13 protein-coding genes are annotated in these 11,755 nt (G+C 66.1%); 8 read left to right on the top strand and 5 right to left on the bottom strand.

From position 1 onward, the window contains the following. Positions 1-8: 8 nt before the first annotated feature. A complete protein-coding gene (locus V6D91_RS11000; protein ID WP_347320474.1) occupies positions 9-839 on the top strand; it encodes an MBL fold metallo-hydrolase in 831 nt (276 codons plus the stop codon). Next, a complete protein-coding gene (locus V6D91_RS10995) occupies positions 836-1,243 on the top strand; it encodes a NifB/NifX family molybdenum-iron cluster-binding protein (protein WP_347320472.1) in 408 nt (135 codons plus the stop codon). The genes V6D91_RS11000 and V6D91_RS10995 overlap by 4 nt, the downstream gene beginning before the upstream one ends. Before the next feature lie 97 nt (positions 1,244-1,340). On the opposite strand, the gene V6D91_RS10990 is transcribed toward V6D91_RS10995, so the two are convergent. Both V6D91_RS10990 and V6D91_RS10985 read right to left on the bottom strand, forming a co-directional pair. Beyond that, a complete protein-coding gene (locus tag V6D91_RS10990) occupies positions 1,341-1,757 on the bottom strand; it encodes a hypothetical protein (protein ID WP_347320470.1) in 417 nt (138 codons plus the stop codon). Positions 1,758-1,846: 89 nt separating this feature from the next. Then, the gene (locus V6D91_RS10985; RefSeq protein ID WP_347320468.1) at positions 1,847-3,901 is read right to left on the bottom strand and encodes a TonB-dependent copper receptor; all 2,055 of its coding nucleotides are present in this window, start codon (positions 3,899-3,901) and stop codon (positions 1,847-1,849) included. A 302-nt stretch (positions 3,902-4,203) separates the two neighbouring features. Between V6D91_RS10985 and gcvH the strand changes: the two genes are divergently transcribed. Next, a complete protein-coding gene (gene gcvH, locus V6D91_RS10980) occupies positions 4,204-4,584 on the top strand; it encodes a glycine cleavage system protein GcvH (RefSeq protein ID WP_347320466.1) in 381 nt (126 codons plus the stop codon). A gap of 3 nt (positions 4,585-4,587) precedes the next feature. Further along, complete coding sequence (locus V6D91_RS10975) at positions 4,588-4,947, top strand: diacylglycerol kinase (RefSeq protein ID WP_347320464.1); 360 nt, start codon at positions 4,588-4,590, stop codon at positions 4,945-4,947. A gap of 6 nt (positions 4,948-4,953) precedes the next feature. On the opposite strand, the gene mreD is transcribed toward V6D91_RS10975, so the two are convergent. From mreD to V6D91_RS10960, 3 genes are read right to left on the bottom strand one after another with little or no spacing between them, the layout of a single operon-like run. Further along, a complete protein-coding gene (mreD, locus tag V6D91_RS10970) occupies positions 4,954-5,433 on the bottom strand; it encodes a rod shape-determining protein MreD (RefSeq protein ID WP_347320462.1) in 480 nt (159 codons plus the stop codon). Next, positions 5,423-6,277 (bottom strand): rod shape-determining protein MreC, encoded by an 855-nt coding sequence (mreC, locus tag V6D91_RS10965; protein WP_347320460.1) that lies wholly within the window; start codon positions 6,275-6,277, stop codon positions 5,423-5,425. Before mreC ends, mreD begins: the two co-directional genes overlap by 11 nt. A gap of 15 nt (positions 6,278-6,292) precedes the next feature. Then, the gene (locus V6D91_RS10960; protein ID WP_347320458.1) at positions 6,293-7,330 is read right to left on the bottom strand and encodes a rod shape-determining protein; all 1,038 of its coding nucleotides are present in this window, start codon (positions 7,328-7,330) and stop codon (positions 6,293-6,295) included. A 278-nt stretch (positions 7,331-7,608) separates the two neighbouring features. On the opposite strand from V6D91_RS10960, the gene gatC reads away from it, so the two are divergent. Genes gatC through hslO form a run of 4 tightly spaced genes read left to right on the top strand, consistent with a single transcriptional unit; the run spans position 7,609 to position 11,742 of the window. Beyond that, entirely contained in the window at positions 7,609-7,896 is a 288-nt protein-coding gene (gene gatC / locus V6D91_RS10955) for an Asp-tRNA(Asn)/Glu-tRNA(Gln) amidotransferase subunit GatC (protein WP_347320456.1), read from the top strand. A 5-nt stretch (positions 7,897-7,901) separates the two neighbouring features. Beyond that, positions 7,902-9,356: an Asp-tRNA(Asn)/Glu-tRNA(Gln) amidotransferase subunit GatA gene (gatA, locus tag V6D91_RS10950; RefSeq protein ID WP_347320596.1), complete on the top strand. Its 1,455-nt coding sequence runs from the start codon at positions 7,902-7,904 to the stop codon at positions 9,354-9,356. Positions 9,357-9,368: 12 nt separating this feature from the next. Beyond that, on the top strand, positions 9,369-10,805 hold the full coding sequence (gene gatB / locus V6D91_RS10945; protein WP_347320454.1) for an Asp-tRNA(Asn)/Glu-tRNA(Gln) amidotransferase subunit GatB: 1,437 nt from the start codon (positions 9,369-9,371) through the stop codon (positions 10,803-10,805). A 1-nt stretch (position 10,806) separates the two neighbouring features. Continuing rightward, on the top strand, positions 10,807-11,742 hold the full coding sequence (gene hslO / locus V6D91_RS10940) for an Hsp33 family molecular chaperone HslO (RefSeq protein WP_347320452.1): 936 nt from the start codon (positions 10,807-10,809) through the stop codon (positions 11,740-11,742). The last annotated feature ends 13 nt before the right edge of the window (positions 11,743-11,755 follow it).

Here is an 11,755-nt window from a genome sequence, read left to right as displayed (position 1 = left end):
GTTCGATGATGGACAGGCTTGAAATCACGGTGCTGGTTGAGAACCAGCCCGCCGGGCGTGGGCTGTTGGGCGAGCATGGCATCGCCTTTCATGTGCAGGCGGATGGGCGGGCCCTGCTGTTCGATACCGGTCAGGGGTTGACGCTGACCCACAATGCCGCAGCGCTTGATCTCGATCTTGCAAGGCTTGAGGCCATTGTGCTCAGTCACGGGCATTACGATCACACGGGCGGCCTGTCCGCCGTCTTTGAGCGTTGTGGCGCGGTCGATGTCTATCTGCATCCCGAAGCGCTGCAGCCGAAGTTCAATCGCGAGGGGAAGGACATCGGCGCCCCGCTGGAGGCTTTGACGGCCCTTGGGCGGGCGCGGGCCGTGCGTGCCACGGACAAACCCACCGAGATCCTGCCGGGCGTGTTCGCAACCGGCCCCATTCCGCGGCGCAACGCCTTCGAGGACACCGGAGGCCCGTTTTTCTGCGATGCCGGGCGTTCGCAGGAGGATACCTTGCCGGATGACCAGGCCATGTATGCCTTCACCCCGCAGGGCGTGGTCGTCCTTCTTGGCTGCTGTCATGCCGGCGTGGTGAACACCCTTGAGTACATCGTCGAGCTGACGGGCGGGGCGCCCATCCATGCCGTGATCGGTGGAACCCACCTGTTGCGGGCGAATCAGGAACGGCTCGAGCACACGGCGGGCTTGCTGGAGCTTCTGGGGGTGAAGCTGATCGCGCCCAATCACTGCACGGGCCTGAATGCCCAATGCTTCCTGCGCACCCGTTTTCCAGAGCGTTTCCACGAGGCTCCGGCGGGGCAGCGTTTTATTTTCGGAGTGAATCCATGATGACAGAGACGACCCAGCTCATTGCCGTCACCAGCCAGAATCGCCGCACCGTCACCGGTCATGCGGGGCGCTGCCGCAAGTTCTGGCTCTATCCCGTCACGGAGGGTGGGGTGGGTGAGCGGCGATTGGTCGAACTGGGGTTGGAGGAGAGCTTCCACGCCACCCCGGGTGGCTTGCCCAAGGCCCTGGAGGGGATTACGGCGCTGATCAGCCAGGGGATGGGGCAGGGGATGGTCATGCGCCTGGAGCGGCTTGGTATTCGGGCGTGGATCACGGGCATCGAGGATCCGGATCTTGCCGTACAGGCCTTTCTGCGTGGCGAGCCGGGGCTTTCTCCCGAAGACCATGCCTCTGGGCACGATGCGCATGACCATGAGGAAGGGGATTGCGGCTGCGGTCATTGACCACCGGGCCGGTCAAGTTTCCTCTTCCACCAAGAAATAAAAAAGGCGTCAGACGCACTGACGCCTCGATGTCCTCGGCTTACGCCGCAACGCTCCCTTACTTGGCCCGGTAGGCGGCCACCACCTTGTCGAACTGCTCGGCCGTCAGCAGCTGGCGCAGGAAGTCGGCGCATTTGCTGCGCATGGTCAGCAGCTGGGTTTCACTGGCAGCGATCTTTTCGATCAGGGCCATGCGCTCGTCCTCCGGCTTGCCGGCCAGGATGGCCTCACGCAGTTGGGTGCGCAGTTGGACTTGCTCGTTCTCCAGGGCCTTGCGCTTGGCTGGGGCCTCTTTGATCCAGGCCTCCAGTCTGGCGCGCTGCTCCTCGGAAAGACCGAGGTCCATGCCTTTGGCGAGGCCGACCAACTCCACCACGGGGCTCGCGAGGCTGATGGCCGGCTCGGCCAAAACGGACGGTGCGCTGGCCAAAAGACTGGCGGTCAGCAGGAGGGAGGGGATGAGGTGTTTTTTCACGAGACTCTCCTTGAGAAACATAAGGCCCTGACTGTCAGGTCAGGGCCTTGGGGGCTGCAGGAATGGCCCGCAGGCCATTCAGCAGGGGGTTAGAAGCGGGTATCCAGCCGCGCCCAGACAATGCGGCCGGGCTCATAGATGCGGTCGCTCGGGTTGCCGAACACCCCGGCATAGGCGCGGTTGACGTGCTCGGCGTACAGACGGTCGAACACGTTGTCGATGCCGATCTTCAGCCGGGTGGTGCGGGTGAAGTCGTAGCCGCCGTAGAGATCGAGCACGGCATATTCCGGGGTCTGGATGGTGTCCAGCCCGCTGGCGGTGTCGATCTCGTGCTGCTGGGCGGCAAAGCGCACCCGCCCGCCGGCATGCCAGTTGGCGCCGGTGTAGTCCGCGCCGACGCGGCCGTTGAGCGGCGGGATCTGGGCGATGCTGCGCCCGTCGGTGTCGTTCTGCCCGTTCACGTAGGCCAGCGCGCCGTAGGCATGCCAGCCGGGGGCGAACATCCACTGGCCGGCGAGTTCAGCGCCGAACAGGGTGGCATCGACATTGCGGTAGATGGTGGCGGTGTTGGCCACGCCGGCGACCTTGCCGTTGTTGATGTCACGCAGCACGTAGTTGCTGACATCGTCATAGAACACCACAGCCTCCCACTTGATGCCGTGGGCCTTGCCGGAGAGGCCGACATCCAGCTGGTGGTGCACCTCGGGGTCGAGCGCGGGGTTGCCGAGCCAGCTGATACCTGTGGGGCTGGCCTTGAGCACATAGCGCTCGGTGGCATCCGGCTGGCGTACGCTGCGGCTGACCCCGGCGAAGGCGGTCAGGCTCTTCGAGAGGTCATGCTCGTAGCGCAGCAGGCCGCCGATGGCGGTATTGTCCTGGTCCTTCTTGGCCTCTTCGCGGATGTTCACCGGAACCATCATGTGGGTGGCGATGGTGTTGGCGAGGTTGTTGTCGATGTTGGCGGTCACGCTATCCACGCGCAGGCCGGCCTTCAGGCGCTGATGGGGGCTGATGCCATACAGTCCTTCGACGAAGCCGCCCATGCTCGAGAGCTCGGCCGCAGGCCAGAGCCAGAACAGCTTGTTGGCCGGGGTGGCGGGGTTCATCACCCAGCCCTCGCGGTCCACCTTCTGCATGTCCAGGCCGTAGTCGAGCTTGAGGTTGCCGGCCGGCTTGGAGGTGAGGGTCAGGCGCGCACCGTCGGTGGTGACCTCGGAGGGGGCGGCGCGGTACATGGCCGGGTTTGAGTTGGTGCGCAGGCTGTAGTTGTCCATCAGGTGCTCGACCTTGGCGTGCCAGGCCTCCGCCTTCACCCCATCGATGGCCCCGCCCAGGTTCTGGTTCCAGTACTTGAGGCGGTAGGCGTTCATGTCGTCCTTGGGGGAGTCCATGTCCGCACCGGCATAGAGGGTGTCGTCCTGGCGGCTGGCCTCGAAGGTGCCTTCCACGCCCGCGTGGTCACTGATGCGGTAACCTGCGACCACGCCACCGCTGGTCTTGGTGGTGGCGGAGGGCACGGTGCGGCCCGCGCCATCCTTGTAGCTGTCGGCATCCAGGTACTCACCGAAGGCGCGCAGATACGCCTTACCGTTGCTGAACAGGCCATCGGCATAGACCGCGCCGTTGACGCCATTGGAGCTTGTCGCCACCCCGGCCTGGCCTTGCAGACCGGGCTTGGCGGCGCGGCTTGCGGTGTCGCGCTCGAACAGCACGGTGCCGCCACTGCCGCCCATGCCGTGCTGCACGCTCTGCACGCCCTTCTCCACCACCACGCGGTCATAGGTGTTGAGGCTGGCGAAGCTGGTGGGCGGGTCCATGCGGTTGGGGCAGCCGCCGTGCACGTAGCCGCCATCGAGCAGGACATTGAGCTGGGTGGCGCTCTGGCCGCGGATGATCGGGTCCACACCGTGCTGGCTCATGCGGCTGGCGGAGACGCCGTTGACTTCGCGCAGGGCCTCACCGGCATCCGCGGGGATGCGGGTGTCGATGTCGGCGGCGGTGATGACCTCGACATTCGGGGTGTCGCCGAGGGCGCCGGCCTGGATCTGGAGGGGAGCCAGTTCGTCGGCCTGGACTGCGCCGATGACGGCGGAGGCAAGGATGCCGAGGGTGATCGGGTGCGGACGGAAACGGGCGAGATGCACGGGCGTGACTCCTTGATGATCCATGTTATGCAGTGGTCCTATTATCCATAGAAAAGATGAGTCTTATATTTGTTTTTTTAATGTGGTGACGGGAGCTCTCATGGGGTGTGTGAATTCACACACAGGGTGCGAGGCAAAGGTCACGAAATCTCCCCGGGTCTTGCTTGCCGGCCGTGATGTCTTGAACCCGGATGGTCCATTGGACCGGCCTATGGATTCGCCCCCCGCGTTCCATAAGGACAATCCAGGTTGAAACATTTGTGTGGCATGATTTCGCCCAACCTCAAATACTGGAGAGAGCCATGAGCGAGCTGCCCGAGAACCTGCTCTACACCGAAGGTCATTCCTGGCTGCGCCAGGACGATGATGGTCTGCTGACCTTGGGGATCACCGAGCACGGCCAGTCGCTGCTGGGCGATCTGGTCTATGCCCAGTTGCCCGAGGTCGGTGCGCAGGTCGAGGAGGGTGGGGTGCTGGCGACGGTCGAGTCGGTCAAGTCCGCCTGGGACGTGCAGGCACCGGTGGGGCTGGAGGTGGTCGAGGTCAATGGTGAGCTTGCCACCAGCCCGGAGCGCATCAACGAGCAACCTTATGGCGAGGGCTGGATCGTGCGCTGTCGTGCCTTGGGCACCCTGCCTCCGCTGATGGATGCGGCGGCCTACCACGCATTTATCGGCGAATGAGCCGTGGCCTCAGAGAACACCGGGCTCAGGCGCGTGCTGCTCGCGGCGCGCTATTCCTGGCAGGGGCTGACGACCTGCTACCGTAAGGAGGCGGCTTTCCGCCAGGAACTGTGGCTGGCCCTGCTGCTCGCCCCGCTCGCTATGTGGCTGGGCAAGGATGGCGTGGAGCGCGCGCTGCTGATCGGTAGCCTGATGTTGGTGCTGGTGGTCGAACTGCTCAACACCGGGATCGAGAACGTCGTCGATCGCGTCGGTTCCGAGCCGCACAAACTCTCCGGCCGGGCCAAGGACATGGGGTCGGCGGCGGTGTTCGTCAGCCTGCTGACGACGGCCATGGTGTGGGGTTTGATCCTGATGGATTGAGCCGGGTCAGCTCAGGCAGCGTTCGCAGCGATGCAGCAGCACCCTCAGCAACGGCCAGACCATGAGGGTGCTGATGACCGGCAGGAAATCATGGGCGGTAACTCGGCCGGCGGTCAGCCGGTCGCCCAGCCACAACTCCCCCAGCTCGTACAGAAATACCAGGCCGGCGATCCACAGCGCCTGCTGGGCAACCGGCAGGGTCCGGAGCAGGCGCTGCAGCGCCAGGACAGGTGTGACCACCAGCGTGAACAGGGCGGCGTGGGTGCCAAGGGGGGAGGGCTGGATGGCGTCCAGCACGAGTCCCATCAGCCATGCCCCCGCCATGCCTAGGATTGCAGGCTGCAGGATGCTCCAGTAGAGCACGACCAGCAGCAGCCACGGCGGCTGCAGCTGGGCAAGGGGCTGCGGGAAGGGGAGGAGTTCCACCACCAGCGCTAGAAGCAGGCTGAGCGGGACCATCAGCCAGGTCCACGGGTCAGGGCGCATGGGCGGGGATGTCCATGGAGGACGCGTTGCGCATCCAGACGAGGATGACTTCGCGGACATCGTCGACCGGTGCGAGTGGGCGGGCGCTGATGCTGGCAAAGACCCCGCTCTGGGTCTGCTCGATCACGCTCACGCTCGCCACCGGATAACCTGCTGGAAAGGTGCCGCCGAGTCCTGAGGTGACGAGCAGGTCGCCTTCCCGCACGTCTGCATTGTTGGGCAGGTGGAGGATCTCCATGCGCTCGCCCTGCCCGGTGCCGCGGGCGATGGCGCGCTGGCCGGTGCGGGCGATGCGCACCGGGATGGCATGCGTGTCGTCGGTCAGCAGCAGGACCTCGGCGGTGCGCGGCCCGACATGCACGACCTGGCCGAGCAGGCCCTCGGCCGCGAGCACCGCCTGGCCGATGAAGACGCCGTCGCGGCTGCCGCGGTTGATGAGGATCATCCGCCGGCGCGCATCGCCCTTGACCGGGATGCTTTCGGCCAGCAACAGGTCCTGCTCCAGCGGCTGCACGGCCCGCAGGAGGTTGCGCAGGCGGCGGTTTTCCTCCTGCTGGGCCCAGAAGGTTTGCATCTGCGCTTTGAGCAGCAGATTCTCCTGACCGAGCCGGGCGAGCTCGTCCTGCATCGCGGCGCGGCTCTGCATGGCCTCCGCCGTGCCGCGCCAGAGCTGGGCGGGCAGGGCGGCCAGGCGCTGGACCGGTTCCGCACCGGCCATCAGCCAGCCACGTACCTGGTCGAGCAGGTGCAGCCTGGCATCGGCGAGGTAGAGCCCGAGGGAGGCGAGCAGGAGCACCGCCAGCCAGACCGGGCCGGGACGCCCCTTGATGAAGAGTCGGGCCACGCGGCGGGCGTTGGATTATTCGGCGGAGAACAGGGTGCTGTGGCGTTCGTCGATCAGCTCCAGCACCTTGCCGCCACCGCGCGCCACGCAGGTGAGCGGGTCGTCGGCCACCACCACCGGCAGGCCGGTCTCTTCCATCAGCAGGCGGTCGAGGTCACGCAGCAGGGCGCCGCCGCCGGTCAGCACGATGCCGCGCTCGGCGATGTCGGAACCCAGCTCCGGCGGGGTCTGCTCGAGTGCAGTGCGCACGGCCTGGACGATGCCGTACAGCGGCTCGTTGAGGGCCTCGAGGATCTCGTTGCTGTTGAGGGTGAAGCTGCGCGGCACGCCCTCGGAGAGGTTGCGGCCCTTGACCTCGATCTCGAGCAGTTCCTTGCCGGGGTAGGCACAGCCGATGTCCTTCTTGATCCGCTCGGCGGTGGCCTCGCCGATCAGCATGCCGTAGTTGCGGCGCACGTAGCTGATGATGGCCTCGTCGAACTTGTCGCCGCCGATGCGCACCGAGGCGGAGTAGACGATGCCATCGAGCGAGATCACCGCCACCTCCGAGGTGCCGCCGCCGATGTCGACCACCATGGAGCCGCGCGCCTCGTCCACATTGATGCCGGCGCCGATGGCCGCGGCCATGGGTTCCTCGATCAGGTAGGCCTTGCGCGCCCCGGCGCCGAGTACCGACTCGCGGATGGCGCGGCGCTCGACCTGGGTGGCCCCCACCGGCACGCAGACCAGCACGCGCGGGCTCGGGCGCAGCATGCTGTTGCTGTGCACCTTGCGGATGAAGTGCTGCAGCATCTTTTCGGTGACGTGGAAGTCGGCAATCACCCCGTCGCGCAGCGGGCGGACGGCGGTGATGTTCTGCGGGGTGCGGCCGAGCATCTTCTTGGCCTCGATGCCGAAGGCCTGGATGGAGCGCTGGCCGCCGTCCTGGCGGATGGCGACCACCGAGGGTTCGTTGAGGACGATCTCCTTGCCCCGCACGTAGATCAGCGTGTTGGCCGTGCCAAGGTCGATGGAGAGGTCGGTGGAGAAAAGACCGCGGAGATTACGGAGCATGGCGAGATATTGACTTGACGGGTATTGATGGAGGGCATTGCGCGTGGGATTAACCCAAGCGTGGAACTCTATCAACCCCCTTCGCCTTGGGCAAGGTTCCGGGCCTGTGCTAAATTCACGCACCATTCCGCCCATCCTTCGCGCCCGGAGCACGGATGTCCCGGTGCGTCCCAGCGGTGAGAGCCGCTGGAACGCGGTGCCGAAGGCGGGTGTGCATCATCCCCGAACCCGTCCGGGAAGGATGGGGTCGGCGTTTTTCCCAAGAAGCAGAGCCGCCGATGATGATCGCCCCTTCAGAGGTGAAGAAGATCGCCCGTCTCGCCCGCCTGGCCATCGACGAGGCCGAGGTCGCGCGTTACGCCCAAGACCTGTCCGGTATCCTCGACCTGGTCGAGCGCATGAACCAGGCTGACACGCAGGGGGTGGAGCCCATGGCCCATCCCCTTGACATGGCCCAGCGCCTGCGCCCGGACGCGGTGACCGAAACCAACCAGCGCGAGCTGTTCCAGCTCAACGCCCCGGCGGTTGAGAACGGTCTGTTTCTGGTGCCGAAGGTGATCGAATAATGAGCCTGCATCAGCAATCCATCGCCGAACTGCGCGGCATGCTCGACCGCAGGGAGGTCTCCTCGGTCGAACTGGCGCAGCATTTCCTTGCCCGCATCAAGGCGCATGATCCCGCGCTCAACAGCTTCATCAGCGTGACCGAGGATGAGGCGCTCAAGGCTGCGCTGGCCGCGGACCACCGCATCGCCGCGGGCCACGCCGAACCACTCACCGGCATCCCGCTGGCGCACAAGGACATCTTCTGCACCTTGGGGGTGAAGACCTCCTGCGGCTCGCGCATGCTCGACAACTTCGTCGCGCCCTACAACGCCACCGTGGTCGAGCGCCTGAATCAGGCCGGCACGGTCATGCTCGGCAAGCTGAACATGGACGAGTTCGCCATGGGCTCGACCAGCGAATCCAGCTTCTATGGCCCGACCAAGAACCCTTGGGATCTTTCCGCCGTGCCCGGCGGCTCCTCCGGTGGTTCCGCCGCCGCGCTTGCCGCGGGGCTCACCCCACTGGCGACCGGCACCGACACCGGCGGCTCCATCCGCCAGCCCGCCGCCTACTGCGGGGTGACCGGCCTCAAGCCGACCTACGGCCGCGTGTCCCGCTTTGGGATGATTGCCTATGCCTCCTCGCTTGACCAGGGCGGGCCGATGGCGCGTTCGGCGGAGGATTGCGCCTGGCTGCTCAAGGCCATGGCCGGCTTCGATGCGCTCGACTCCACCTGCAGCGAGCAGCCGGTCGAGGACTACACCGCGAAACTCGGCGAGGATGTCGCCGGGCTGACCATCGGCCTGCCGCGCGAATACTTCGGCGAAGGTCTGGATGGGGAGGTGGCCCGTGCCATCGACGAGGCGGTGGCCGAGTTCCGCAGGCTGGGCGCCGAGGTTCGTGAGGTTAGCCTGCCGAACAGCGAGCTCGCCATCCCGGCCTACTACGTCATCGCCCCGGCCGAGGCGTCCTCCAACCTTTCCCGTTTTGACGGCGTGCGCTTCGGCCACCGCTGCGAGGCGCCGAAGGACCTTGTCGACCTGTACGAGCGCTCGCGCGCCGAGGGCTTCGGCAGCGAGGTCAAGCGCCGGATCATGATCGGTGCCTATGCCCTCTCCTCCGGTTATTACGACGCCTACTACCTCAAGGCGCAGCGCATCCGCCGCCTGATCGCGGACGACTTCCGCCGCGTGCTCAGCGAGGTGGACGTGATCATGGGCCCGGTGGCGCCGCACGTGGCCCCGGACCTCGGTACCTCGCTCAAGGACCCGGTCGCCATGTACCTCTCCGACATCTACACCGTGCCGGTCAACCTCGCCGGCCTGCCGGCGATGTCCATCCCGGCGGGCTTCGCGCACGGCCGCCCGGTCGGCCTGCAGATCATCGGTCGCGCCTTTGACGAGGCCCGCCTGCTGAACATCGCCCACCGCTTCCAGCAGGCCACCGACTGGCACCGCCAGATCCCTGCCGCCTTCGCGTAAGGACCAAGACCAATGCAATGGGAAACCGTCATCGGGCTTGAGATTCACGCCCAGCTTGCCACCAAGAGCAAGATCTTCTCCGGGGCCTCGACCGCCTTCGGCGCCGAGCCCAACACCCAGGCCTGCGCGGTCGATCTGGGCCTGCCTGGCGTGCTGCCGGTACTGAACGAAGAGGCCGTGCGTTGTGCTGTGACCTTTGGCCTGGCCATTGGCGCCGAGGTCAACCGCCGCTCCATCTTTGCGCGCAAGAACTACTTCTACCCGGACCTGCCGAAGGGCTACCAGATCAGCCAGTATGAGCAGCCCATCGTCGCCCGTGGGGAGCTTGTGATCGAGCTGGAGGGTGGCAGCAGCAAGGTGATCGGCATCACCCGTGCCCACCTTGAGGAGGACGCCGGCAAGTCGCTGCACGAGGATTTCCACGGCATGACCGGCATCGACCTCAACCGCGCCGGCACGCCGCTGCTCGAGATCGTCTCCGAACCGGACCTGCGCTCGGCCAAGGAGGCGGTGGCCTATGCCAAGGCGATTCATAGTCTCGTCCGCCATTTGGGCATTTGCGACGGCAATATGCAGGAAGGCTCCTTCCGCGTGGATGCGAATGTCTCCGTGCGCCTCAAGGGACAACGCGAGTTCGGCACCCGGGCCGAGATCAAGAACGTCAACTCCTTCCGTTTCCTCGAGCGGGCCATCAACTTCGAGATCGAGCGCCAGATCGACGTGATCGAGGGCGGCGGCAGCGTGGTGCAGGAGACCCGCCTGTACGACCCGGACCGCGACGAGACCCGTTCCATGCGCGGCAAGGAAGAGGCGCACGACTACCGCTACTTCCCCGACCCGGACCTGTTGCCGGTGGTGCTGGAGGAGTCCTTCATCGACAAGGTGCGTGCGAGCTTGCCGGAGCTGCCGGCCGAGAAGAAACAACGCTTCATCACCCACTACGGTCTGCCAGCCTACGATGCGGCCTTCCTGACCGCCGACCGCGCCCTCGCCGACTACTTCGAAGAGGCGCTCAAGGTCGGGGGCTGCGAGCCCAAGCTCGCCGCCAACTGGGTGATGGGCGACGTCTCCGCCGCGCTCAACAAGGCGGGGCTGGAGATTGGCGCCTGCCCGGTCAGCGCGGCCATGCTCGGCGGTCTGCTCAAGCGCATCGCCGACAACACCCTCTCCGGCAAGCTCGCCAAAGAGGTGTTCGAGGCCATGTGGGCGGGTGAGGGCGACGCGGACGCCATCATCGAGAAAAAGGGCCTCAAGCAGATCACCGACGAGTCCGCCATCGAGGCGCTGGTGGACGGTGTGCTGGCGCAGTTCCCGGCCCAGGTCGAGGAATTCCGCTCCGGCAAGGACAAGGTGTTCGGCTTCCTCGTTGGCCAGGTGATGAAAGCCGCCAAGGGCAAGGCCAATCCGGCCCAGCTCAACGCGGTGCTGAAGAAGCGGCTGGAAGGATGAGATGATCGAACGCGATCTCCTCCACCGTTTCATCTTCACCCATGCCGAGGATGAATACGCCCCCGGCACCCCGCAGGCCTCCTATGCTGGCGGAGCGCGCGGCGAGCTGGTGCAGCTGGAGGCGGCCTGGCAGTCCATCCTCTCGCGCAGCGACTACCCTCCCGCCGTGGCCCGCTTGCTGGGCGAGACGGCGGTGGCCGCCGTGCTGCTGGCGGCGACTCTCAAGATTGACGGCAAGCTCACCCTCCAGGTGCGGGCCGATCAAGCGGACGACATGAGCCGCCCCGGGGTGCACCTCTTGGTGATGCAGGTGACCTCCGCGCGCGAGCTGCGTGGTCTGGCCCGCTGGCACGGCGAGGTGGAAGGGGAGGGACTGGCCCTGATGGGCAACGGTCGCCTGGTCATGACCATCGAGACCGCGCGCGGGGAGCGCTACCAGGGCATCGTGCCCCTGGAGGGGGTGAGCCTGGCCCAGGCGTTGGAGGGTTATTTCGCCCGCTCCGAGCAGTTGCCGACCCGCCTGTGGCTTACGGCCGGCCCCACCCGCGCCGCCGGCCTCCTGGTGCAGAAGCTGCCAGGGCATGACAGCCCGCAGGACGACGAGGACTGGAACCGCATCGTCGCCCTCTCGGACACCGTCACCCCCGAGGAGCTGCTCGATCTTCCGGCCGAGACCCTGCTGCACCGCCTCTACCACGAGGAAGACCGGCGCGTATTCGACCCCGAGGGGGTGCGCTTCGCCTGCTCCTGCTCGCGTGGGCGGGTGGCGGAGATGCTGCGCAGCCTGGGCAAGGATGAGGTCGAGGACATCCTCGCCGAGCAGGGTAAGATCGAGGTCCATTGCGAATTCTGCAACGCAGGGTATACCTTTGATGCCGTGGACGCGGCGGCGTTGTTCGTCGAATCACCGCATCCGGGGGCTCAAGGCATTCACTGAATAGGGGCGGCGA

This window comes from Thiofaba sp. EF100, from assembly GCF_039822285.1.
Lineage (GTDB): Bacteria > Pseudomonadota > Gammaproteobacteria > Halothiobacillales > Halothiobacillaceae > Thiofaba.
Note: the sequence above shows the minus strand (reverse complement) of the source record. Positions and strands in the feature narration are given on the sequence as shown.